Origin of the sequence: Kitasatospora sp. NPDC002040 (genome assembly GCF_040296785.1) — a bacterium.
Classification (GTDB): domain Bacteria; phylum Actinomycetota; class Actinomycetes; order Streptomycetales; family Streptomycetaceae; genus Kitasatospora.
This window is the reverse complement of the sequence record NZ_JBEOXV010000004.1, coordinates 23,967-47,789: the sequence shown is the minus strand read 5'-3', so window position 1 is coordinate 47,789 and position 23,823 is coordinate 23,967. Positions and strand designations below refer to the sequence as shown.

The following is a 23,823-nucleotide window of genomic DNA, read 5'->3' as shown; positions in this document are numbered from 1 at the left end:
CCGAAGCCCCCGCCGCCCGACCAGTTGACACCTAAACAGGAGCCCTCGCCTTGATTTCCGCGCCCGCCGACCAGATCCGCCTGCTCGACCTCCAGGCCTTCGACTCCCGGCTCGACCAGCTGGCCCACCGGCGCCGGAGCCTGCCCGAGCACACCGAGATCGACAAGGCCAACGCCGACCACACCGCCCTCAAGGACCTGGTGATCGCCGCCCAGGCCCAGCTCGGCGACACCGAGCGCGAGCTCACCAAGGCCGAGGGCGACGTCGAGCAGGTCCGCGCCCGGACCGCCCGCAACCAGCAGCGGCTGGACTCCGGCGCCGTCGGCTCGCCGCGCGACCTGGAGAACCTCCAGCACGAGAACGACTCGCTGGCGAAGCGTCAGTCCGACCTCGAGGACGTCGTGCTGGAGGTGATGGAGCGGCTGGAGTCCGCGCAGACCCGGGTGGTCGAGCTGACGGCCCGGCTGGACCACTCCACCGTGGTGCTCAAGGAGGCCGAGGAGCGCCGCGACGCCGCCTTCGCCGACATCGACGCCGACGCCGAGAAGGTCAAGCGCGACCGCGAGGCCGTCGCCGTGGTGCTCCCGGCCGACCTGATCAAGCTCTACACCCGGCTGCGCGAGCAGCAGGGCGGCGTCGGTGCGGCGCGGCTGTTCCAGCGCCGCTGCGAGGGCTGCCGGGTCGAGTTCGCCAACGCCGACCTGAACGCGATCAAGGCCGAGCCGAAGGACGCCGTCGTCCGCTGCGACAACTGCGGCCGGATCCTGGTGCGCACCTCCGAGTCGGGCGTCTGATCCGATGGCGGGGCGCAGGTTCATCGTCGAGGCGGACGGCGGTTCCCGGGGCAACCCGGGCCCGGCCGGGTACGGCGCGGTGGTGCGGGACGGCGACACCGGCCTGATCATCGCCGAGGCGGCCGAGTACATCGGGCACGCGACCAACAACGTGGCCGAGTACAAGGGCCTGATCGCCGGTCTGCGGGCGGCGCACGAGCTGGACCCCGAGGCCAGGGTGGACGTCCGGATGGACTCCAAGCTGGTGGTCGAGCAGATGTCCGGGCGATGGAAGATCAAGCACCCCGACATGCGGCCGCTGGCCGCCGAGGCGGCCACCGTGCTGCCGCGCTCCCAGGTGGAGTACAGCTGGATCCCGCGCGAGCGGAACAAGGACGCGGACCGGCTGGCCAACGAGGCGATGGACGCGGGCAAGGCCGGCCGGCAGTGGGAGCCCAGGGCCCGCCCGACGGCGGCCGCCGCCGTGAGCGCCCCCGTGGACGAGCCGCTGCCCGCGCCGGCCGCACCGAAGGCGGGCTGGGCGGGCCCGGCCGACCTCGGTACGCCGACCACCTTCGTGCTGCTGCGGCACGGCGAGACCCCGCTCACGCCGGAGAAGCGTTTCTCCGGGAGCACCGGCAGCGACCCCGCGCTCTCCGAGCGCGGCCTCTGGCAGGCCGCCCGGGCCGCCGAGTCGCTGGCCGCCCGGGGCACGATCCAGGCGATCGTCAGCTCGCCGATGCAGCGCACCCGGCAGACCGCCGGGGCGGTGGCCGACCGGCTGGGCCTGGAGGTCCGGATCGAGGAGGGCCTGCGCGAGCTGGACTTCGGCGACTGGGAGGGGCTCACCTTCGCCGAGGTGCAGGAACGCCACCCCGAGGACCTGGCGGCCTGGCTCGGCTCGGCCAAGGCCAGGCCGACCGGCAGCTCGGAGAGCTTCACCACGCTCACCCACCGCGCCGGGGTGGCCCGGGACAAGATCCTGGCCCGGTACTCCGGCAAGACCGTCCTGGTGGTCTCGCACGTCAGCCCGATCAAGACCCTGGTCCGGCTGGCGCTCGGCGCCCCGCCGGACTCGCTCTACCGGATGGAGCTCTCGGCGGCCTCGTTCTGCGCGGTCCAGTACTACGCGGATGGCAACGCCTCGCTCCGGCTGCTGAACGACACCTCGCACCTGCGCTGAACCCTCCGGGGGCGGCCGTGCCGCCCCCGGAGCGGTTACTCGCCGGTGCTGCCGTCGATCAGCTCGCGGAGCAGATCGGCGTGGCCGTTGTGCCGGGCGTACTCCTCGATCATGTGGGTCAGCACGTAGCGCAGCGAGTACGGCTGCCCGTCGTAGTGCGTCACCCGGTCCAGCGACCCGATCCCGGCCACCACCGTCCTGGCCTGCTCACAGACCTGCTGCCAGACCGCGAACGCCTCGTCGGGGTCGGCCCCGGCCACCTCGAAGTCGGCGTGCGAGCCGTCCGCCGTGCGCCCCCAGTAGCTGCGCACGCCCTGGTCGCCGACCACGTTGAGGAACCAGCTGCGCTCGACCTCGGCCAGGTGCCTGACCAGCCCGAGCAGGGACATCGCCGAGGGCGGGACGGCCCGGGTGCGCAGCTGATCCGCCGTCAGCCCCGCGCACTTCATCGCCAGGGTCCGGCGCTGGTAGTCCAGGAAGCCGGTCAGGGAGGCGCGCTCGTCGGCGACCCGGGACGGTTCGGTCCTGCTCTGATCATCCATCGGATGATCATCCCAGGGCCGCTCCGGCCGAGGTCAGTGAATTTCGGTGACCACCACGTCGAGCTGCCACGCCTTGCGCGCCGACCCCTCGGCGGAGACCTCGACCCGGTAGCCGAGCCCGGTGAGGGCGTCCACCAGCTCGCCCGGCGAGCCCGGCTCGATCCCGGCGTTCAGCAGGTCGCGGACCAGCCGGCCCTTGGTGGCCTTGTTGAAGTGGCTCACCACCGAGCGCTTCAGCTGCCCGTCCACCTCGCGCTCCTGGAGCACCCGGACGGTCGCGGTGCGGGCCGCGGTCTCCCCGGCCGGCTTCCAGGCCGCCGCGTACGCCGCGCTCCGCAGGTCCAGCACCAGCCCCCGGCCCGCCACCTCCGGCAGCACCTCGGCCATCTCGCGCCGCCAGTACGCCCCGAGCGCTCCCAACGGCGGCAGTTTCACGCCCATCGAGCACCGGTACGGCGGAATCCGGTCCCCGATCCGCACCGCCCCCCACAGCCCGGAGAAGACCAGCAGCGAACGCTCGGCCAGCGCGTACGCCGCCTCGTCCAGCTTTGCCAGCCCGAGCGCGTCGAACAGCACCCCGGTGTACACCTCGCCCGCGGGCAGCGCCCCGGCCGTCCGCAGCCCGGCGTTCTTCCCCACCTCGCCGCTCAGGCCCGTACTCAGCCCGAGCACCTCGCGCGCCGTCTCCTGCTCGCCCGCACAGAGCCCGACCAGCGCCTCGAACACCGCCCGCCGCCCGGCCGTCAGCCCCGGCAGCGACAGCTCCTCCAGCACCAGCGGTGCCCCGGCCTCCGCAGCAGCCTTCCCCTCCGACGGCGGCAACAGCACCAGCACGACGACACCCCTTCAACATTCTGTGGCAGTGAACCCTCCCACCTTACGCGGACCGGTGCCCCGGCCGCTGAGCCCCAGGAGCGACCTCCGCGCCGATCGCGGCGACCGCAGCGACCGCGGCGATCAGGCGGGCCGCGCCGCCGCCAGGTCCGACAGGCCGTCAGGTCCCGGGCGCCGTACGCTGCGACCATGCCGCGTCAACAGCTGAGGATCAGGGCCGCCGACACCGCGCGGATCAACCGCGAGCTGGCAGAGCTGCGGGCGGGGCTCGACCTGGACCGCGACTGGCCGGCCGAGGTGCTGGCGGAGGCCGAGCGGGTGGCCGGGGTGCCGAGGCTGCCGGAGTTCGACGCGACCGACCTGGAGCTGTTCACGCTGGACCCGCCCGGGTCGATGGACCTGGACCAGGCGATGGGCCTGAGCCGGCGGGGCAGCGGCTACCGGGTGCACTACGCGATCGCCGACGTGGCCGCCTTCGTCCAGCCCGGCGGCGCGATCGACACCGAGGCGCGGCGCCGGGTGCAGACCCTCTACTTCCCCGACACCCGGATCCCGCTGCACCCGGCCCGGCTCTCCGAGGGCGCGGCCAGCCTGCTGCCCGGCGAGCTCCGGCCCGCCCTGCTCTGGCAGCTCGACCTGGACGCCGACGGCGCGGTGCTGCTGGCCGACGTCCGCCGGGCACTGGTCCGCTCCCGCCGCCGGCTCGACTACGAGGGCGTGCAGGGCGCGATCGACTCCGGCGGCGCGGACGAGCAGCTCCGGCTGCTGGGCGAGATCGGCCGGCTGCGCGAGGCCAGGGAGGCCGACCGGGGCGGGGTCAGCCTGCCTGTCCCCGAGCAGGAGGTGGAGGCGGTCGACGGCGGCTACCGGCTCGGGTACCGGGCCCCCCGCCCGGCCGACGGCTGGAACGCCCAGATCTCGCTGCTCACCGGCATGGCCGCCGCCGACCTGATGCTGGACGCGGGCATCGGCCTGCTGCGCACCCTGCCCGCCGCCCCCGAGTCGGCGTACGCCCGGCTCCGCCGGACGGCGAAGGCGCTGGAGGTGGACTGGCCGGAGGGCACCCCGTACCCCGTGCTGATCCGTTCGCTCGACCCGGCCCGGGCCAACCACGCCGCGTTCCTGAAGGAGTGCACCGGGCTGCTGCGCGGCGCCGGCTACCACGCCTTCGACGCCGCCCAGGGCGTCGCCCCGCCGGCCGACCCGGGGCACGCCGCGCTGGCCGCCCCGTACGCGCACTGCACCGCGCCGCTGCGGCGGCTGGCGGACCGGTACGCGCAGGAGATCTGCGTGGCGGTCGCCGGGGGCACCGACGTGCCGCACTGGGTGAGCGAGCAACTGCTCGCCGTCCCGGCCCTGATGGAGGCCGGCGACCGGCGGGCCCGGGAGGTGGAGCGGGCCTGCATCGACCTGGTCGAGGCCGAGCTGCTGCGCGGCCGGGAGGGCGAGCGCTTCGACGCGGTGGTGATCGACGTCGACGAGCGGCGGCCCGCGACCGGCACCGTCCAGCTCCGCGAACCCGCCGTGGTGGCCAGGTGCGAGGGCGGCGGCGCACTGCCGCTCGGCGAGCGGATCAAGGTGAAGCTCACGCTGGCCGACCCGGCCGCCCGGACCGTCCGCTTCGCGCCCGCCTGATGGGTGCCCGGGGGGAGCTCGATCGCCGGGGGCGGCTGCTGGTGCTCGGCATCTGCTGCCTGAGCCTGTTCATCGTCGGCCTGGACAACACGGTGGTGAACATCGCCCTGCCCGCCATCCAGCGGGAGTTCGACGCACCCGCCTCCGGCCTCCAGTGGATCATCGACGCCTACACCCTGGTGCTCGCCTCGCTGCTGATGCTCTCCGGCTCGGTCGCCGACCGGATCGGGCGGCGCCGGGTGTTCCGGGCCGGGCTGGTGCTGTTCGTGCTCGGCTCGCTGCTGTGCAGCCTGGCCCCCTCGCTGGAGTGGCTGATCGGCTTCCGGGCGCTCCAGGCGGTGGGCGGCTCGATGCTCAATCCGGTGGCGATGTCGATCATCACCAACACCTTCACCGACCCGGCCGAGCGGGCCCGGGCGATCGGGGTCTGGGGTGGCGTGGTCGGCATCAGCATGGCGCTCGGCCCGCTGATCGGCGGCTTCCTGGTGGACACCGCGGGCTGGCCATCGATCTTCCTGATCAACATCCCGATCGGGCTGATCGCCTGCCTGCTGACGTTCCGGTACGTCCCGGAGTCCCGGGCCCCGAAGCCCCGGCGGCTCGACCCGGTCGGGCAGTTGCTGATGGTGCTGCTGCTCGGCGCCGGCACCGCCGTGATCATCGAGGGCCCCGGCCTGGGCTGGACCTCGCCGCTGATCCTCGCCCTGACGGCCACGGCGGGAGCCGCCCTGCCCGCCCTGCTGTGGTGGGAGCGGCGGATCCCCGAACCGCTGATCGACCTGCGGTTCTTCCGCAGCGCCCCGTTCACCGGTGCCACGGTCACGGCGGTCTGCGCGTTCGCCGCGCTCGGCGGCTTCCTCTTCCTCAACACCCTCTACCTGCAGAACGTCCGCGGCTACAGCCCGGTCGAGGCCGGCCTCTGGACCCTCCCGATGGCCGGGCTGACCCTGGTCGCGGCCCCTTTCTCCGGCCGGATCGTCGGGCGGTACGGGCCCAGGTACCCGCTGCTCGGCGCGGGCGCGGCGATGGCCGCCAGCGGGCTGCTGCTCACCCGGCTGGAGGCCGACTCGTCCGCCGCCCTGCTGCTCACCGCGTACGCGCTGTTCGGGCTCGGCTTCGGCCTCGTCAACGCCCCGATCACCAACGCCGCCGTCTCCGGCATGCCGCTCGCCCAGGCCGGGGTGGCCGCAGCCGTCGCCTCGACCAGCCGTCAGATCGGCCAGTCGCTCGGGGTCGCGGTGATCGGCACCGTGGTGGCCGGCGGGGTGACCGCCGCGGTCGGGTTCACCGACGCGAGCCACGCGGGCTGGTGGATCGTCACCGGGCTGGGCCTGACCGTCCTGCTGCTGGGCTGGGCCACCACCACCCCGTGGGCGACCGGCACCGCGGCCCGGGTCGCGGCCGAGCTCTGACCTCTGACGCGGCCGGGCGCGTGCTCAGGCGGGGCCGTCGCGCTCAGGCGGTCGGGGTGAAGCGGACCGGCAGTGCGACCGGGCCCCGGGTGAACACGCCGCGCTCGGGCGGCAGTTCGGCCTGCTCCAGCTCCAGTCCGGGCAGCGCGTCCAGCAGCAGGTTGGTGCCGATCTCCACCTCGGCCCGGGCCAGCAGCGCCCCGACGCAGAAGTGCCGCCCCAGCGCGAAGGAGAGGTGGTCGGCGGCGGCCGAGAAGGCAGTGGTCGCCGAGAGGTCGGTCCGGAACACGTCGAAGGTGTCGGGGTTGGCGAACCGCCGGTCGTCCCGGTTGGCCGAGGCGAGCAGGGCGGTCACCACACTGCCCGCCGGGACCGTCCCGCCGGCGATCTCCACGTCCTCGGTCGGGGTCCGCATGATCATGTGGACCGGCGGGGTGAACCGGAGCGTCTCGGCGAGCGCCTTGGCGATCAGGCTCCGGTCCGCCCGTACGGCGGCGAACTGCTCGGGGCGGGCCAGTAGGTTGCGGAACATGCCGCCGATCGCCTTGTCGGTGGTCTCGCCCCCGGCGGTCAGCAGCAGGCTGCAGAACGCCTTGATCTCCTCGTCGGTCATCCGGGTCCCGTCCACCTCCGCCTCGCAGAGCGTGGACAGCAGGTCGTCACCGGGGTGGGCCCGGCGCTCCTGGATCACCGGGATCAGATAGGCGGCCAGCTCGTCGTGCGCCCGCAGCCCGGCGGCGGCCACCTCCGGGTCCTGGCTCAGATTGCCGGCGAAGGCGACGAAGGTGCTGTACCAGGACTGGAAGCGCGCGTGCTCCCCCGGGTCCAGGCCGAGCATCTCCACGATCACGTTGATCGGGAAGCGGGTGGCGAAGTCGTGCACCAGGTCGACCGAGCCGTCCCGGCGGAACCCGTCGATCAGCTCGCGGGCGTTCCGCTCGATCATCGGCGTGAACGTGTCCCGGAGCGAGTTGCCCCGGAAGGCGGGCACCACCAGCGCACGGTGCACCGCGTGCTCGCGGCCGCTCATCTGCAGGATCGTCCGGCCGTGCACCGGCTCGGCCTGCCAGATGTAGTTGTCACTGCTGAACACCGCTTCCCGGACGGCCCGTTGGACGTCCTGGTGGCGGGAGAGCAGGTAGCTCTCGGTCGCCTCGTGCCACAGCAGCGGGTAGTCGTCGCGCAGGATGCGGTACACGGGGTAGGGGTCCCGCGCGAAGTCGGGGGAGAGGATGTCGGGGGCCGGTCCGGATGACGTCATGGCGCTCCGTCCGTAGCGGTGACGGGCTGGCTCGGGCAGACCTTCCACGCTAGTGACATTCCGCCCGGCGGCCCGGCGCGGGGCGGGGAGCATCGGAGCATCCGGGGAGCGCGTGTCCCGTCCAGCCCCAACCGCCTTTCCCTGCACCTCCGTTGCCCTGCCACCCGCCGTGATCGGGCCGGTGGTGGGCCGGTCTCCGGCATCCGCCCGTCCGAGCCTGTCCGGAACGCCGTCCCCGACCGGCTACGATGACCAGTACGGCGGACGAGCCGGCCGGGCGGTCGCGTCGGGTCCCACTGGGGCCCGCCGAGGAACGTCCGGGCTCCACAGAGCAGGGTGGTGGGTAACGCCCACCCGGGGTGACCCGCGGGACAGTGCCACAGAGAACAGACCGCCCCCGGCTCCGGCCGGAGGTAAGGGTGAAACGGTGGTGTAAGAGACCACCAGCGACCGAGGTGACTCGGCCGGCTTGGTAAACCCCACCTGGAGCAAGGTCAAGATCGGTGCCTTCGGGTGCCGTGCGCGGATGCATGAGGGCTGCTCGCCCGAGTCCGCGGGTAGACCGCACGAGGCTGTCGGCAACGGCAGCCCTAGATGGATGGCCGCCTCCCCGGGCCGCGCAAGCACCCCGGGAGACAGAACCCGGCGTACAGGCCGACTCGTCCGCCGCCCAGCTGAGAAGGGCCCTTGACCTGCGACTATGCAGGCCGGGGGCCCTTTTTTCCTCCCGCTCAACCGTGATGCAGTGCTCACTCTTCGTGCCTACTGGGGCCTTTTCTGAGCGCTGTGCGGCGATGGCGGAGCGCTCCGGGGCCCACGGGAACGGCCGCTCATGCCGGAGGTCCAAGGGGCCAGGGCGGAGTCGCTTGGCCAGGCTCTTGGCCGCTCTGTACGCACTGGGCGCCGGCATCTGGCCATGACCAAGCTGGATTGACCGTGGTCACAGGTCAGACACATCGCGTTCGCCGAAGCCAGAAGGTCCACGGCGTCGGTCAGTGGGTGATCTCCATGGCTAGAAGCTACCGAGAGTCGCCGAAGGCACGGAGATACCTCTAGCCGCCTGACGGTCTGTCAGATACTGATACGCCTGACAGCCCGTACGTACACGCGGAACCATGGGTCGGACCACACTCATGCAAGATCGCGCAAGTGATGTGACGGGAGGGGCCGCCATGCCGCTACGGTTCGTAGGTATCGAGCCGGACACCGGAACAGCGAACAGTCCGACTGTTTGGGTGGACGACAAGAACGGCCGCATCGTGTTGCAGGGGTACACGGCGAGTGCGGAACTCCTTGCCGAAGCCCTGGATGCCGGGCACGGTCCGGGGCATGAGAACTCCGTCCCGGACCACGAGTCCGTAATCTACTTTCCAGCAAGCATGGTGCCGATACTGAGGAAGGCGTGTGATGACGCAGAGCGTTCCGGACTTCATTGACCAGTTGACGTCCGTTCGATCGAGCGCCGTTCATCTGGAGATGCGGGACGCCTACGGTGTCGCGGATGAGGCAGACGACTATGCCAGCTGGTTGGCCGGCGGCGAGCGCGACACTGACCCTGCTTCCCCGTACTGGTCGGCATGGGTTCAGATCATCTCCGAACTGACAGCGCGTGGTGTCCGCGTACGTCGGGCCCGGATCGTGTCTGAGCCTGTGTCCGACTACATCCGGTATGAGCACGCCGGTACGGTCGTCAACCTCGCCGCTGGCGAAGAGGTGCGATGGCTCCCTCGCAAGCAGGCTTCGACCCTGTTCCTCCCTGGCAATGACTTCTGGTTGCTGGACGGCAAGCTTGTGCGCTTCGGACACTTCTCCGGCCATGGTGAGTACTTGGGTGAGACATTCACTGATGAGCCCTCGGTGGCGGCACTGTGTGCTGACGCCTTCGAATCGGTGTGGACCCTCGCTGTCCCGCATGAGAAGTTTCCGGTCTGATACGACACGCCGAACTGCTGGATCATGGCTCTGTCGCCTTCATCAAGCGCACAAGCAGCTCGCGAGGCTGTAGCCACACGCCTGCGAGTACTGCGCCAGGACGCAGGCCTGACGGGCCATGATCTGGCCGTTCGCTGCGATTGGAGCGACTCGAAGTCCAGCCGGATTGAGCATGCAAAGACCGCGCCATCAGACTCTGACATCCGAGACTGGTGCCGCGCCTGCGGTGCGGAGGACGAAGCGGCGGACCTCATCGCCGCGAACCGTGCCGCTGACTCGATGTACGTGCAGTGGAAGAAGATCCACCGCAGCGGCATGCGCCGCGCCCAGGAGGAGTACCTTCCTCTGCTCAAGCGCACCCGCCTGTACCGGGGCTACTGCTCAAACGTCGTCCCCGGCCCCCTTCAGACGCGCGAATACGCGCTCGCACTCATGCACCACATCACCCGGTTCCAGGAGACCCCCGACGATGTTGAAGCCGCAGTGGAAGCCCGGCTGGCTCGCTCTGAGCTGCTCTACGATGGCGAGCATCGGTACGCGTTTCTGGTCGAGGAAACAATCCTCCGGTACCGCCTTGGTGGTCGTGCTGCGATGCGGAGCCAGCTCGAAGCACTGCTCGCCGTGATGAAGCTCCCTCGGGTCAGCCTGGGCGTCATCCCCTTCACAGCCGAGCGTGACATCTGGCCACTCGAAGCCTTCGTGATCTTCGATGACAAGCGGGTCATGACCGAGTCGCTGTCGGCGGCTGTGAACATCACAGCACCCGGCGAAGTAGCTTCGTACGACAAGGCGTTCAGGATGCTCACCCGCATCGCTGTCTACGGAGACCACGCCCGTACGCTGATCAGACTGGCCATAGCTGCACTTGAGTAGTGGCGTGCAAGAACGTGCAAGAACGTGGAACCTGACTGGCTGTAACTCCTAACGTCTGTGCTGTCACCAAACGCCAGCGACGGAGGCACCTCGATGAGCACCGGCACACTCACCCGGCCCATAACGCGTGCGGTTCCGATCGCCTTCCGAGGGCCTGCTCCCGAAGTCGAAGCCGAAGCCAACGCCGTGCTGTGGCGGCCGGTCGTGGGGGACCTGGTCGCGGACATCCGGGGCGACACGCCGCTTCGCGCTCCGCTCCTGGTGGTTGAAGTCGGTCTCTACAGCTGCAGCTTGGAGCTGTGGTCCGGGTCCGAGTGCCGACCGCTCGTGCGGTCGCTCGAAGACATCCAGCCGTACCAGCACAACGACAGGGAGCTGTTCGGCTACCCAACTCAGACCAAGGGAGGTCCCGTTGGGGAGGTACGGCAGTACGGGCACGCTGACGTTGGTTGTCTACCGCTTGCGGCCTGACGGCTCCCGAGTGGAGGTTGTCCGGTCGGAGTCGAGGGGTGAATACCCGACTTCGGCTCTGTGGCCCGCCTGCGAGTGCCCGCAGCACCGCGCTGCGCCTGGGGCCCGGCAGTCAACCGGGTTGCAGGCCGGTTGATGGACAGCTACGCGACCTCGGCCTACGGCGTCGGCGGCTTCTTCAACGGGGTGCGCCACGCTCGAAGACAGGCCTTACGGGTTGGCCCCTGGACCCCGCCGGTTCTTCAGGCGGTGGGGGTAGGTGCTGAGCCCATGTGTGCAAGGGCTGTTCGCCTTCCGGCTTCTGCCCCGTGCTGGGTATCCAGGACGGACAGGGCGTGACTCCAGGTGGACGACAACCCGGTGTCCCCTGGGGAGGCCATGGCTGACCAGATGATGAACGAGTACCGCGAGGGCCAGCTGCGGACCAGGCTTCGCAGCACCAGCCGGGCCGAGACATGGTCCTACACGATCGCGGCGGTCCTGCTGTTCACGGTCCTCGCCTGGCTGCTGACTTCGCGCGGATCGCAGGACGCGCACCTCACAGACCCCTGCTTCGGCCACTGTCACCCATCGACAGCGGTGATCCGATGGACCGGTAAGCGGGTTCGTGTTCCATCCGACAAGGAAGGCACAGACGTGAAGACGATCACCAAGGCCGACAGCTTCATCAGCCCCGAGGACAGGGCGCTGCTGATCGAGGACGTTCGGAAGGGTTGGCCGGACCTCACCGAGGACATGGGCGAGCGCGGCGTGAACCAGATGGTGGCCTTCCTGGTCACCAGCAGCCGCACCACCGAGATCCTCACCCCGTCGCTGCGGATCGATGAGTTCTGGCACAGGTTCATCCTCCGCACGGTTCCCTACGCCGTTTTCTGCGAGAGGCTCGGCAACGGGTTCATCCACCACGTGCCCGAGGAGGCCGGCCGAATGGACCTGGACACCAGCCGGGCCCTGATGGAGTCCACGAAGGCTGCGATCGTGGTGGCCGGGTTCGAGATCGATGCGGAGTTCTGGCCGGGCGAGGGTGCGGCCGACTGCAACCAGTGCCACGCGGGTTGCTCCGACAGCCCCGTGGGCAAGTAGTTCCTCCGGCGGCGGCCCGGCTTTCGCGCCGGGGCGCCGTGCCCTGTCCACAAGAGCGGAAGAACAGTGCAAGAGATCCAAAGTGCGGCCTGGGACTCGTACTCCGCGTCTCAGCCGCAGCGGCGTCTCACGAACGCCAAGGGCGAGACCACGTGGTTCAACTGGACCCAGTACCCGGACCACGGACCCGGAGTTGAGCTGCTGTCGCTCAGCGCGGGTGGCAGCGTGCTGGACCTCGGATGCGGTGCGGGCGGAAACCTCGCCCACTTGGCGTCGATCGGCATGCAGGGAACTGGAGTTGACCTCTCGATTGCCCAGCTCGGCAAGGCGCGTCAGCGCTGGGGCAGTGCCGGCTTCGAGCTGCACCAAGCCGAGGCGCTGGGCTTCTTGGCGCAGTCGACCAGGACCTTCGACGCGGTCTACTCCGTCTTCGGAGCGGCGTATTTCACCGACCCCGACCGGATGCTGCCCGCCGTCCACGCGCGGCTTGCCCAGGGTGGAGTGTTCGCCCTGTCGCAGCGGCCGGCCGTTGAGGGTTGCTACGGCTGCCAGGCGTCGTACATCCCGCGTGGAGACGATGAGGACCCGGCGATCGTGAGGCGGTGGGACTTCTCCTTGGTTACCTGGGAGGCGCTTCTCAAGGAGTACGGGTTCAAGGACGTGACGACCTCCGTCCTGCCGGCCCCGGTCCCAGGCAGGCGCACGATCGGCACGCTTCTGGTGTCCGGGCGCCGGGCCTAGTCCCGCATCAGGCAACGTTCGCCTCGTTCTGATGCACCGTCCGATGTGGGTGTCGGACGGTCAGGGCCTGGTCGAAGGTGCGGCTGAGGCGGTCGTGGGCGGTGCGTTCAGCTCGAGCGACGTCGAGCCGAGTGAGCAGGGGCGGAGTTTGTAAGACCGGACGTCGCTGTGGCACGGAGTGCCATGCCCATCCGCCGGGTGTCGTAGCCAGCTGGGCAAAGGGGGTCGAACGTTGCTGAGCGGCGTGGAAGCTGCCTGCAAGCATAGGCAGGCCGAACGCCGAATCATGCGCCCGGGCCGCGATCGAAGCTTCGCAGGCTGGGGCGCTCCTACCAGTGCCTTCAGTCCGGGGCTCCGCCAGGTGCCCCAGAGCGAAGAGTCGGAGCGCAGTCCACGATCATGGCCACAGCCAAACCTCTGTTCGTGAGCCAACCCTACGTCAATCGCAGTAGTGGCAACTCGCATGAAGTGATGGATTTCTGGCCAGGTGGCGCGTCGTAAGGTGCCGACGGTGTCAGCCTTTGGGGACACAGGGAAGCCCCCCGAGAAGGGGGCATTCCCTGCTCATCGCAACCCTGATCAGGGGTGTGATGGTCAGTCAGCTCGGAAGCCGGCAAGCAGCGAGCTGACCTGGATGTCCGTGGAGGACTTTCCCATGATGGACGAGAGCACGCGTAAGAAGAAGGCAGAACTCGAAGTTGTCACCCGCACGGCGACCCGTCGCCGGAGGCGGTGGCTCCTGAGGCTGGCGACCGTCAGCTTCGTGCGAGGCATGGCGTACACGGCCGGTGGCGTTGCTGCGACGGTGTTGCTGGCTCAGGTGGCGGGTCTGGCCTGACCAGTCGGAGCCCTGCCGAATCGCAGGGCTCCGGCCTCCAGCCGGGGCGCGTCATGCAGCTTGCCCAAAGGTGCGGCCGACGCGGTCGCGGGTGACGTATTCGGCCGGGCGACGTCGAGCCGGGCGTATGAGGGGTGACAGCGTTCGGTGAGGCCTGACGCCGTCAGAAGGCCGCGCTGGACCCAGCTGCGGGTGGTGGCCGGCGCGACTGTGCAGAGCGCGGCGGCTGTCGGGTAAGGGCCGGTCGAGGATGGGCAAGGGCGGCTCCTCTGCGGTGCCGATCGCACCGGAGCGCGACAGGTTCTTCGAACCCTGCCGCGACCACTTCCTCGCCGTCCTTGACGCGTTCGCCCGTACCCGGGCCTCGCTCGACGGGCGGGAGGTGACGTACTGGTGGTCCGGGGACGTCTACTCTTGGGCGCCGGACGAGCCGTACCAGCGGGTGTTCGGGTTCGAGGGGCTGAACGTCGCCCGGTTGGTCGAGGCCTAGCCCGGGTACCGGCTGCTGTCGCGGGAGGCGGCGTTCTATCTGGACCCGCAGAGTCGGGAGATCCTGGAGTCCACGTCTGGAACGACTCGGCGAACCAGCACTTGCGGCCCTTTCCGATCCCCGTGACGGAGCTCGGTGACCAGGTCTGCTTCAGCTTGGAGATCCCGCTCGCTTACCCTTCGCCGCTGCCGACGAGGTACCCGAGCGGACCCGCGCCTACATCGCCGCCCGCCATCCCGAGTACGCCTCCGCCCCGCAGGAGTGGAGCGAGCCGAACGAGACCAGCTGGACGTACTTCCGCTCCCTCCACCCGCCCCGCTGAAGTCCGATCCGACCAGGCCTGGCGGTGCTGACAGCCGGTCAGCTAGGGTCCCCTCCGGCACATTCGGAAGATCATCGGGGGAACACCGTGTCGGAGCAAGCTGCTGCCCGGAAGGGCGGCTCGGTCGCGATCGGCTGGGCGCTGACCATCGGGCTGAACATCGTGGCACCGGTCATCACGTACAACCAACTGGTCGAGCACGGAAGCAGCGAGGTCTCGGCGCTGCTGATCTCCGCGCTGTGGCCGGTGGTCGACACGGCGATCTATCTGGCTTGGCACCGTCGGGTGGACGACTTCGCGATGCTCTCGCTGGTCTTCCTCGGGCTGTCCCTGGTGGTGGCGCTGGTCGGTCCGCAGTCGGCCCAACTGCTGCTGGTGAAGGAGTCGTTGGTCACCGGTCTGTTCGGGGTGGTCTGTCTCGCGACTCTCGCCGCACCGCGTCCGCTGATGTTCTACTTCGGCCGCAAGTTCGGCACCGACGGCACCCCGGAGGGGATCGAGCGCTGGAACGGCCTCTGGGCCCTGCCCGGCTTCCGGGCCGTCCAGCGCAACCTGACCATCGGGTGGGGCGGCACGTACGTCGTCGAGGCGGCCGTCCGGGTCTGGCTGTCGTACGTGCTCAGCACCAGCGCGATGGTGACGCTCAACTCGGTGCTCTCGTACGCGGTGACCGCCGCGCTGATCGTCTGGACGCTGCTCTACGCCAAGCGCGCCCGGGCCCGCGGCCAGGCGGCCGCAGCCGCAGCCGCAGCAACGGCCGCAGCAACGGCCGCTCCGGCGGCAGCACTGTAGCCGCCGCTCCCCACCCCCGACCCCGAGCCGACGGTGCGTCAGGGCGGCTGCCTATGCTGGGGCGGCAGGGCTACGGGGTGGGGACAGCACGGGGGTGGGACGGTGCGGATCGAACGCCACCAGGTCGGCGAGGCTGCGTTGAGCAGTGCGTTGGACAACTTCGCCGAGCGGGTCGGGGGCGAGGTCGATCTGATGCAGAGCGACGAATCCCCTTGCTGGGGTTGGGAGCTGGTGGCGGAGTCGTTCCTGGACTATCTGGGGGCGCGGTCGGTGGCCGATCCGGAGCTGGGCGGCAAGGACGCCCGGCTCGCGTGCGAGTCGGCGGCCGCCGCGGCGCTCGGGTCGCTGGCGTTGCGGGTGGGCCGGGGCGGGCATCCGCAGGTGTTCATCGAGTACACCGGCTCGGGGGTGTCGTACCGGGAGGGCCGGCCGGCTGCGGAGCCCGGTGGGGTGGCGGCGCGGTGCTGGCTGGACACGTTCTTCCTGGCCTTCGTGGCCGGACTCACGGACCGGTACGGCGAGTTGTTCGTCGCGGCGGCGCCCGCGCTGCGGGGGAACGGGAACCGGGCCGAGCTGGCGCTGGTGCACGCGCTGCTGGCGTACGTCTACGGGCACGTGGAGCGGCGGGAGGCGTGGCGGGACGAGCGGCAGGAGGACGGCCGGCTGTCGGCGCAGGACCGGGTCGCGGTGATCGACGGAATCGTCGCGGGGCTGGGGGAGGTGCGGGGCGGGTCGCTGGACACCCTGCGGGCGCTGGCTGCGGGTGACCGGATGGGCTACGAGCGGGCGCTGGCCGTGCAGTTGGCGGCCTACCGGGAGCGGCAGGCAGTGGGTCGGCCCGCGCCGCGCACCCTGTTGCCGTTCGAGGCGATCGCCCTCGCCGGGATGGCCCGGCGGTGGAACGCGTGGCCGGCGGGTGTCGACTCGCCCTACCTGCCCGCCGGGCCGGTGGGCGGCTTCCCGTCGCCGGTGCCCCGGGTGGCGGGGTACGGACGGGCGAAGCGGGCCGACGCGCTGGCGGAGCTGGCGGCCGGGCCCGTCCGGGTCGAACGGACGCCGCACCCGTTCGCGGCGGTGCCGGGCCGTGCGGTGTACGAGCGGCTGGCGGAACGGGAGTTGGCTAAGTTCCGGAACCCGGAGGAGCGGCCGCTGCACGTCGCCCGCAGTCTGACGGAGCTGATGCGCCGCCAGGTGATGGTCTTCCTGGAGCGGTCCGTGAACGACCCGGACGGCCGGGACCCGCGTCAGCGCGAGGCGCTGCGGATCGGGGCCGAGGCCGGCGCGGGGGCGTTCCGGCTGGCGCGCAGCGGTCCCGGTTCGGAGCACGGGATCACCGTGGGCGGCAGCACCCGGGTGCTGCCGGTCTGCCCGGGCGCGTACGGCCCCGGGGCGGGGCACTGGAAGCGGGCGGTGGCGCTGGCGCTGATCGCCGGTGGACGGGAGCAGTTGGCCGACTGCGTGCTGGTCGCCCCGGAGTTCTTCACCGAGGGGTGCTACTTCGGCCCGGTCGACGCGTACGGGGCGGCGCTGCACGACTACCTGCGCGGCGTCGATCCGGTGCCCGCGCTGGAGCAGGCCTTCGCGGTCTGCGCGCAGCAGGGGCGCGGGCTGTACCTGGCGCCGCCGGTCGGCCTGCTGTCGCAGCTGGTGGAGGGCGACCGGGAGGGTTTCGCGCTGGCCCTGGTCGATGCGCTGGAGGAGCACCGCGAGCACTGGACGGTCGGCGACCTGCCCGGCGACCCGGACGCCCTGGTCGACCTGGACATCCTGGCGCTGGCCTGTCACGCCGACCGGATGGGCTGGCCGGTGCCGGTCAGCTCCCCGTACCTGCCGAAGGGCCTGTTCCGGCCGTCGAGTTGACCGAAAGGGCCGAGGACGGGGCCGGGGTCGAGAGGACCGGGGCCGGGCCGGGGAGGCGGGCCGCCAGGAGGGCGGCGGTGCCGGCCAGGGCGGCGAAGGCGAGCAGGGTGGGGCCGGTGGCCAGGCCGAGGGTGGTGAGGGTGGTGGCGAGGGCCACGCCCAGGGTCGGGCCGAGGTTCATCGCGGTCTGCTGGAGGCCGCCCGAGACCCCGGCGGTGTCCAGCGAGGCGCGGTGGACGATGACGGCGGTCGCGGTGACCATCACGGTGCCGAAGCCCGCCCCGAGCAGCAGGAAGCCCGCACTGGTCCCGTACCAGCTGCTGGAGGGCGTCAGCCGGGACAGCAGCAGGATGCCGGCGGTGATCAGCAGCATCCCGGCGACGGCGTTCCGGCGGGCGCCGTGACGGCGCATCAGGACGGCCGAGGCCGGTGCGGCCAGCACCATCAGCAGGGCCAGCGGCAGTGCCCGCAGCCCGCTCCCCAGCGGGTCCAGGCCGAGGACGTCCTGGAGGTAGTAGGTGGCGAGGAAGAGGGCCCCGAACATCGCGGCCGAGGCGCAGACCAGCACGCCGAGCGCCGAGGTGACGGGGGTGGAGCGGAGCACGCTGCCGGGCAGCAGCGGGTTCGGTGTCCGCCGTTCGTGCCGGACGAACAGCAGGGCGGCGGTCAGGCCGAGGGCGGCGGCGGGCCAGTCGAACCGGGGCAGTGCGGTCAGGGTGTGCACCAGGCAGGCCAGGGCCAGGGCCAGCAGACCCGCGCCGGGGAGGTCGAGTCCGACCCTCCGGGTGGGTTCGGGCAGCCTGACGGTCAGGGCGAGCAGGCCGACCGCCAGCGCCGGGACGACGCTGAGGAAGAAGACCGCCCGCCAGCCGAAGTGGGTGGTGAGCGCGCCGCCGACCACCGGCCCGGCGGCGGCCGCCAGGCCGATCGCGCTGGTGCGCAGCGCGATCGGCATGCCGAGCCGGTCGGGCGGGTAGGCGGCCCGCAGCATGCCGAGGGTGGCGGGTTGCAGCAGCGCGCCGAAGACGCCCTGGACCACCCGCAGGCCGATCACCCAGCCGATGCCGGGGGCCAGGCCGATGGCCGCCGAGGCGGCGGCGAAGCCGAGCACGCCGAGGGCGAAGATCCGCCGGTGGCCGTACCGGTCGCCGAGGCGGCCGGCGAAGACCAGCAGCGCGGCCACCGCGATCAGGTAGCCGGTGCTGGTCCACTGGACCTGGGTGAACGAGGCGTCCAGATCGCGCTGCAGGGTGGGCTGGGCGACGGTGAGCACGGTGCCGTCCAGGGCGACCACCACGGCACCGGTGATGCTCCCGGCCAGCGTCAGCCGTTGGCGGCGGCGGGCGCTCACGGTGTCTCCGGGCCGAGGTGGGCGTCCAGGACGGAGCGCAGCAGTGGCTCGAAGTCATCGGTGCCGGTGGCGAGTTGGAGGCTGCCCCAGCGGCGCAGCTGGGCCAGGCCGTGCAGGTTGGCCCAGAGTGCGCCCGCGACCACGGCCGGGTCGGGCCGGAGGTCCGACACCAGCTGCACCAGCAGCCCGAACAGCGGCAGGCTGGTGTCGCGGAGCCCGAGCTCCCCGCTCTCCAAGAGGTCGTGGCGGAACATCAGCTCGTACATCCCGGGGTTCTCCCGGGCGAAGTCGAGGTAGATCCGGGCCAGCTCGGCCAGGTGCGCCCGAGGCGTGGCCCCGGTGGCGGCGGCGGAGCGGGCGGCGAGCCGGCCGAAGCCCTCCCGGGCGATCGCGGAGAGCAGGCTCAGGTGGGTCGGGAAGTACCGGCGCGGGGCGCCGTGCGAGACCCCGGCCCGGCGGGCGATCTCCCGCAGGGACAGCGCCTGCACTCCCTCCTCGGCCGTTAGTTGGACGCCGGCGGCCACCAGTCGGGAGCGCAGGTCGGGATCTTCGGTCGTCATGGAGACACTGTCTACCAGGGATGAGTAGACAGTGTCTACTCGATCCGCTCGAAGGACCGCTCGCGGAGAGTCGGTGTCGGTGGCCCGTGCCCGGAGGGCGGAGTGGTCCGCAGTGGTCTCAACGGGGGATGTCGCAGCAGGTGCGGATCGGCGCGGCGGGAGCGGCGGAAGCGGCCGGGCCGGCGGGTGACGACACACCAATCATGACAGGTCAGAGGGCCTTTTCGTAGGACCAAGGGCACAGCCGAACAACCTTGTCCGGCCTGCCCGGTGACCCGCAGACTCACCGTCATGAATCACCACGGGAACGTCGACCGGGATGCAGTGATCCGCGCGCAGGTGCTGCTCGGATCGGGCATCGGAATCCACCAGGAGATCGCGGCGTACCGAGTGCTGGCGGAGGTCAGTCCGCTGACGTACCTGTCCCGGCTCGCCCGGGCGCTGCTGACGCTGGGTCAGGAGCAGCTCGGGGGGCGGCCGGAGCTCCACCTGGCGGCCGTGCTGGAGGCGGCCGACGCGGCCCGGCGGCTGGCCGAGGCGGAGCCGGGGCGGGACCAGGTGCTCCTCGACGCGCTGGGCGAGCTGCAGCGTCTGCTGGATGCACTGGGCCGGCCGGAGGAGTCGTCGGCGGCAGGGCGGGAGCGGGTGGAGGTCGGCCGCCGGGGCTTCGCGGCGGGGCGGCTGGAGAGTCCGACCGGGGACCCGCGCCCGTTCGGCCGCAGGGGCGGCGGCGGGTACTGACCGCCCGGCGGCGGTCGGGGTGCGGATGTTCGGCCGGGCCGAACAGGATGGAAACTTTCTTTACCTTCCGCCGCCGTTGCCCCGTTGACCTGCACCGAAGGGTGATCGCTTCGGTAAAGAACGGCCGCTGACGTCGCCTCAGGCCGGTGAGGGGCTATTGACGGCCGCATTGGTCCAGTCCAATCTGTGACCTGTCGTGCCCAGGTACGACCCCGAGGGCTCCCCATCCCCCACCGGGCGCCCCGTCACCCCAGGCTGGGCGCTGCACCGCCGGAAACCCCACTCATCCGGAGGAATCTCACCCATGCTCGAACGAGCCATGCCCGCGCGCACCGCTGCGCGCCGGGCCACTTCGCGGCGGAGAGCGGGCGCTCTCGCGCTCGCCGCCGCGCTCTCCACCGGCAGCGTCGCGGTGGTCGCCTCACTGGATTCGGCCTCCGCTGCCACCGTCAACCTGCTCTCCAACGGCGACTTCGAGGCCGGTGCACTGACCGGCTGGAGCTGTGCGGGCGGCAGCGGGTCGGTGATCGGCAACCCCGTGCACGGCGGCTCGTACGCGCTCAGCGCGGCGGCCACCGCCGGTGACACCGCCGAGTGCCGGCAGACCGTCACCGTCCAGCCCAACACCACGTACACGCTGGCGGGTTGGGTGCAGGGCAGCTACGTCTACCTGGGTGCCACCGGCACCGGGGTGAACGCGCAGTCCTGGGCGCCTTCCGCCGCCGGCTGGAGCCAGCTCAGCACCAGCTTCAAGACCGGTGCGGCCACCACCTCGGTGACCGTCTTCACGCACGGCTGGTACGGCCAGGGCACCTACCGGGCCGACGACCTGGTGCTGACCGGTCCGGGCGGCGCCAGCTCGTCGCCGACCTCCACCGTCACGCCGTCCAACAGCCCGAGCGCCAGCGCGAGTTCGAGCCCGTCCAGCAGCCCGAGCAGCAGCCCGTCCACCAGTGCGAGCCCGAGCGGCAGTGCCAGCCCGAGCCCGTCCGGCAGCCCCACCGGCCCGGTCGGGGACGGCAAGGTCAGCACGCCGGCCGGCCTCAAGGTGGAGAAGACCACCCACAACGCGGTGGTGCTGTCCTGGCAGCCGTCCACCGACCAGACCGACAACGTCCCGGCCTACAAGGTGTACCGCCAGGGCCAGTTGGTGGCCACCTCGATGGGCACCAGGGTCACCGTCAGCTCGCTGCTGCCCGGCACCACCGCCAGCTTCAGCGTGCAGGGCTACGACGCGGCGGGCCACGCCTCCGGCCAGTCCGCCCCGGTCACCGTGACCACGGCGGCGGCCCCGGCCACCGCCCCGTACCGCTCGGCCTACTTCGACCAGTGGGGCGTGTACGAGAACACCTACTTCGCGAAGAACGTCGACACCAGCGGCTCGGCCGCCAAGCTGGACGTGATCACCTACGCGTTCGCCAACATCCACCCCACCTCGCACACCTGCTTCGAGGCCGTGAAGGCCTCCGACGCGGCGCACGAGGACAACCCCAACGCCGGTGACGGCGCGGGCGACGCGTACGCCGACTACCAGATGGACTACACCTCGGCGACCAGCGTGGATGGCACCACCGACGTCTACGAGCAGCCCATCAAGGGCAACTTCAACCAGCTCCGCCAGCTCAAGGCCAAGTACCCGAACCTGCGGCTGACCATCTCGATCGGCGGCTGGACCTACTCGAAGTACTTCTCCGACGCGGCCTCCACGGACGCCAAGCGGAAGGCCTTCGTCACCTCCTGCATGAACATGTTCCTCAAGGGCGACCTGCCCAAGAACGTCGCGGGCGACCCGTCCGGCGGCGTCGCGGCGGTGGCCGGCCTGTTCGACGGCATCGACCTGGACTGGGAGTACCCGGCCTCGGCCGGCGGCCACACCGGCAACCACACCTCGCCCGCCGACAAGCAGAACTTCACCCTGCTGCTCAAGGAGTTCCGCGAGCAGCTGGACGCGTACGGCGCCCCGCTGGGCAAGAAGTTCCTGCTCACCGCCGCACTGCCGGCCGGCCAGGACAAGATCCAGTACCTGGAGACCGACAAGATCGGCGCCTACCTGGACTACGCCGACGTGATGACCTACGACATGCACGGCGCCTGGGACGCCAAGGGCCCGACCAACCACCAGGACCCGCTGCACGACAGCCCGGCCGACCCGGCCACGCCGATCACCCCGGGCGCCCGCAAGTACAACGTCGACACCGCGCTCACCGCCTACACCACCGGCCTGCCGGAGTACGGCATCGCGGGCGGCTTCCCGGCCAACAAGCTGGTGCTCGGCATCCCGTTCTACTGGCGCGGCTGGACCGGCGTCCCCGCCGGTGCCAACTACGGCCTGTACCAGACCGCCACCGGCCCGACCCCGGCCAAGCCGCTCAGCCAGGAGGCCGGTCTGGCCGCCTGGCGGGAGCTCACCCCGACCGCCGCGAACACCCACTGGGACCCGGTGACCGAGAGCTCCTGGATCTACGACGGCACCAACTTCTGGACCGGTGACACCCCGCAGGCCGTCCAGGCCCGCGGCGCGTACGCCAAGTCCAAGGGGCTGGCCGGAATGTTCGCCTTCGCACTGGAGAACGACGACAACGCGGGCAGCCTGCTGAACGCCATGTCCAGCAGCCTGAACTGACCCTGAGCTGTGCGGCCCGCATCCCCTCCCGGGGGTGCGGGCCGTCGGTGTCCCTGATCGCATTTCGGCCAGCACCCTCAGCGGGGTAGGGGGTGTCCCCCTCCGCTCGGGGGAGGAGCGGGTCGCTCTCCGGGACGAGAGCGACCGGACCTCGGGTGGACGCGGCGGTCCGGCCCCGGCTGTGAGAGTGGAGCAGTCGGGACGGACGAACGAGGGGAACCGAGAGATGGTCAAGGGACGTGGGCGGACGGGCCTTCGGGCAGCCGCGGTGGCACTGGCGGCGGCGACGGTGGTGGGCGTGGTGGCGCCGGTCGCGCTGGCGGCCGACGCACCCGCCCGGGAGGCGCTGACCGTGACGGCTGCCGTCCCGACCGACCGGGCGGCGCTCGACCGCGCGCTGCGCGACGTGGTCGGGGTCGGCGGCTCCAGCGCCGCGCTGGCCCGGGTGGTGCAGGACGGCCGGACGGTCTGGCAGGGTGCGGCCGGGCAGGCCGACCTGGACACCGGGGCGCCGGCCCGGGCGGACGGCCGGTTCCGGATCGGCAGCACCACCAAGACCTTCGTCGCCACCGTGGTGCTCCAGCTGGTGGCCGAGCGCAAGGTGAGGCTGGACGATCCGATCGAGCGCTACCTGCCGGGCACCGTGCCCAACGGCGCCAACATCACGGTGCGTCAGCTGCTCAACCACACCAGCGGCCTGTACAGCTACACCTCGGCCCCGGAGTTCGGCCTGACCACCCCGGAGGCGATCCGGGAGTGGGCCACCAGTGGGCGCGACCGGACCTACCGGCCGCAGGAGCTGCTGGCGATCGCGTTCCGGCACCAGCCGGACTTCGCCCCCGGCACCGACTGGTCCTACTCCAACACCAACTACGTCGTGGCCGGGCAGCTGATCGAGAAGGTCACCGGCCGGAGCTGGGCCAGGGAGGTGGAGCGGCGGATCATCCAGCCGCTCGGCCTGCACGACACCTCGATGCCGATCACCTCGACCGCGGTGCCGGGGCCGCACGCCAAGGGCTACCTGAAGTTCGACGACACCCGGATCGACGTGACCCGGCTGAACCCGTCGATGGCGGGATCGGCGGGTGCGGGCATCTCCACCACGGCGGACCTGACCAGGTTCAACGCCGCGCTGCTGGGCGGCCGGCTGCTCCGCCCGGCCGAGCTGGCGCAGATGCGCACGCCCGCGCCGCAGGCGCTCAAGTACGGGGTGGGGTACGGCCTGGCGCTGTGGCGGACCGAGCTGCCGTGCGGTGAGTTCTGGGGCCACGACGGCGGCATCCCGGGCTACTCCACCATGCTGATGGGCGATCTGGCGGGCCGTCGGCAGATCAGCTACTCGATCAACCCGCTCACCGTCACGGCGGACAGCGACCGGACGGTCCTGGCGCTGACGGCGGCACTGGCCTGCGGCACCGCCGCTCCGACCCCGCCTGCCCCGGCGGCGGCCGCTCCGACCCCGGCCGCCCCGGCGGCGCAGCCGTTCAAGCTGGGCTGACCCCCGGG

General features: G+C 71.4%; 20 protein-coding genes, 1 other RNA gene and 1 pseudogene. 17 read left to right on the top strand and 5 right to left on the bottom strand.

The window, feature by feature from the left end:
* Positions 1-50 precede the first annotated feature (50 nt).
* Together ABT118_RS13355 and ABT118_RS13350 are read left to right on the top strand one after the other, a co-directional pair.
* Positions 51-794 (top strand): zinc ribbon domain-containing protein, encoded by a 744-nt coding sequence (locus tag ABT118_RS13355; protein ID WP_350667562.1) that lies wholly within the window; start codon positions 51-53, stop codon positions 792-794.
* Between the two features lie 4 nt (positions 795-798).
* The gene (locus tag ABT118_RS13350) at positions 799-1,956 is read left to right on the top strand and encodes a bifunctional RNase H/acid phosphatase (RefSeq protein ID WP_350667555.1); all 1,158 of its coding nucleotides are present in this window, start codon (positions 799-801) and stop codon (positions 1,954-1,956) included.
* Between the two features lie 35 nt (positions 1,957-1,991).
* Here ABT118_RS13350 and ABT118_RS13345 read toward each other — a convergent pair whose 3' ends face one another.
* Positions 1,992-2,498 (bottom strand): DinB family protein, encoded by a 507-nt coding sequence (locus ABT118_RS13345; protein WP_350667550.1) that lies wholly within the window; start codon positions 2,496-2,498, stop codon positions 1,992-1,994.
* Between the two features lie 33 nt (positions 2,499-2,531).
* Entirely contained in the window at positions 2,532-3,332 is an 801-nt protein-coding gene (gene yaaA / locus ABT118_RS13340; RefSeq protein WP_350667544.1) for a peroxide stress protein YaaA, read from the bottom strand.
* A 189-nt stretch (positions 3,333-3,521) separates the two neighbouring features.
* Here yaaA and ABT118_RS13335 point away from each other — a divergent pair, with 189 nt between their 5' ends.
* Together ABT118_RS13335 and ABT118_RS13330 are read left to right on the top strand one after the other, a co-directional pair.
* Entirely contained in the window at positions 3,522-4,967 is a 1,446-nt protein-coding gene (locus tag ABT118_RS13335; RefSeq protein ID WP_350667539.1) for an RNB domain-containing ribonuclease, read from the top strand.
* Complete coding sequence (locus ABT118_RS13330; RefSeq protein ID WP_350667535.1) at positions 4,967-6,379, top strand: MFS transporter; 1,413 nt, start codon at positions 4,967-4,969, stop codon at positions 6,377-6,379. Before ABT118_RS13335 ends, ABT118_RS13330 begins: the two co-directional genes overlap by 1 nt.
* Before the next feature lie 43 nt (positions 6,380-6,422).
* Here ABT118_RS13330 and ABT118_RS13325 read toward each other — a convergent pair whose 3' ends face one another.
* Entirely contained in the window at positions 6,423-7,640 is a 1,218-nt protein-coding gene (locus tag ABT118_RS13325; RefSeq protein WP_350667531.1) for a cytochrome P450, read from the bottom strand.
* 265 nt (positions 7,641-7,905) lie between these two features.
* Between ABT118_RS13325 and rnpB the strand changes: the two genes are divergently transcribed.
* The 10 genes and pseudogenes from rnpB to ABT118_RS13275 all read left to right on the top strand — a co-directional run bounded on the left by rnpB (position 7,906) and on the right by ABT118_RS13275 (position 17,042).
* Positions 7,906-8,306: RNase P RNA component class A (rnpB, locus tag ABT118_RS13320), an RNA gene on the top strand.
* A 741-nt stretch (positions 8,307-9,047) separates the two neighbouring features.
* Positions 9,048-9,572 (top strand): DUF6879 family protein, encoded by a 525-nt coding sequence (locus tag ABT118_RS13315; protein ID WP_350667526.1) that lies wholly within the window; start codon positions 9,048-9,050, stop codon positions 9,570-9,572.
* A 24-nt stretch (positions 9,573-9,596) separates the two neighbouring features.
* Positions 9,597-10,445 (top strand): helix-turn-helix domain-containing protein, encoded by an 849-nt coding sequence (locus ABT118_RS13310; RefSeq protein WP_350667521.1) that lies wholly within the window; start codon positions 9,597-9,599, stop codon positions 10,443-10,445.
* Between the two features lie 93 nt (positions 10,446-10,538).
* Entirely contained in the window at positions 10,539-10,916 is a 378-nt protein-coding gene (locus tag ABT118_RS13305; RefSeq protein ID WP_350667514.1) for a hypothetical protein, read from the top strand.
* Between the two features lie 345 nt (positions 10,917-11,261).
* Complete coding sequence (locus ABT118_RS13300; RefSeq protein WP_350667511.1) at positions 11,262-11,999, top strand: UCP032817 domain-containing protein; 738 nt, start codon at positions 11,262-11,264, stop codon at positions 11,997-11,999.
* 66 nt (positions 12,000-12,065) lie between these two features.
* A complete protein-coding gene (locus ABT118_RS13295) occupies positions 12,066-12,740 on the top strand; it encodes a class I SAM-dependent methyltransferase (protein WP_350667508.1) in 675 nt (224 codons plus the stop codon).
* 655 nt (positions 12,741-13,395) lie between these two features.
* A complete protein-coding gene (locus ABT118_RS13290) occupies positions 13,396-13,578 on the top strand; it encodes a hypothetical protein (protein ID WP_350667502.1) in 183 nt (60 codons plus the stop codon).
* A 280-nt stretch (positions 13,579-13,858) separates the two neighbouring features.
* Positions 13,859-14,390 (top strand): annotated as a pseudogene (locus tag ABT118_RS13285) (DUF1838 family protein).
* Positions 14,391-14,477: 87 nt separating this feature from the next.
* Entirely contained in the window at positions 14,478-15,182 is a 705-nt protein-coding gene (locus ABT118_RS13280) for a VC0807 family protein (protein WP_350667499.1), read from the top strand.
* Between the two features lie 102 nt (positions 15,183-15,284).
* Positions 15,285-17,042 (top strand): immunity 49 family protein, encoded by a 1,758-nt coding sequence (locus ABT118_RS13275; RefSeq protein WP_350667494.1) that lies wholly within the window; start codon positions 15,285-15,287, stop codon positions 17,040-17,042.
* Here the strand turns inward: ABT118_RS13275 and ABT118_RS13270 are convergent.
* Positions 16,996-18,393 carry an MFS transporter gene (locus tag ABT118_RS13270; protein ID WP_350667490.1) on the bottom strand — a complete coding sequence of 466 codons (1,398 nt, stop codon included), beginning with the start codon at positions 18,391-18,393 and terminating at the stop codon, positions 16,996-16,998. The genes ABT118_RS13275 and ABT118_RS13270 overlap by 47 nt on opposite strands.
* Positions 18,390-18,953: a TetR/AcrR family transcriptional regulator gene (locus tag ABT118_RS13265; RefSeq protein ID WP_350667483.1), complete on the bottom strand. Its 564-nt coding sequence runs from the start codon at positions 18,951-18,953 to the stop codon at positions 18,390-18,392. The genes ABT118_RS13270 and ABT118_RS13265 overlap by 4 nt, the downstream gene beginning before the upstream one ends.
* 291 nt (positions 18,954-19,244) lie before the next feature.
* Between ABT118_RS13265 and ABT118_RS13260 the strand changes: the two genes are divergently transcribed.
* The 3 genes from ABT118_RS13260 to ABT118_RS13250 all read left to right on the top strand — a co-directional run bounded on the left by ABT118_RS13260 (position 19,245) and on the right by ABT118_RS13250 (position 23,815).
* Positions 19,245-19,694, top strand: coding sequence for a hypothetical protein (locus ABT118_RS13260; RefSeq protein ID WP_350667476.1), 450 nt, complete (start codon positions 19,245-19,247; stop codon positions 19,692-19,694).
* A gap of 304 nt (positions 19,695-19,998) precedes the next feature.
* A complete protein-coding gene (locus ABT118_RS13255; protein ID WP_350667473.1) occupies positions 19,999-22,317 on the top strand; it encodes a glycosyl hydrolase family 18 protein in 2,319 nt (772 codons plus the stop codon).
* Between the two features lie 226 nt (positions 22,318-22,543).
* On the top strand, positions 22,544-23,815 hold the full coding sequence (locus tag ABT118_RS13250) for a serine hydrolase domain-containing protein (protein WP_350667467.1): 1,272 nt from the start codon (positions 22,544-22,546) through the stop codon (positions 23,813-23,815).
* The last annotated feature ends 8 nt before the right edge of the window (positions 23,816-23,823 follow it).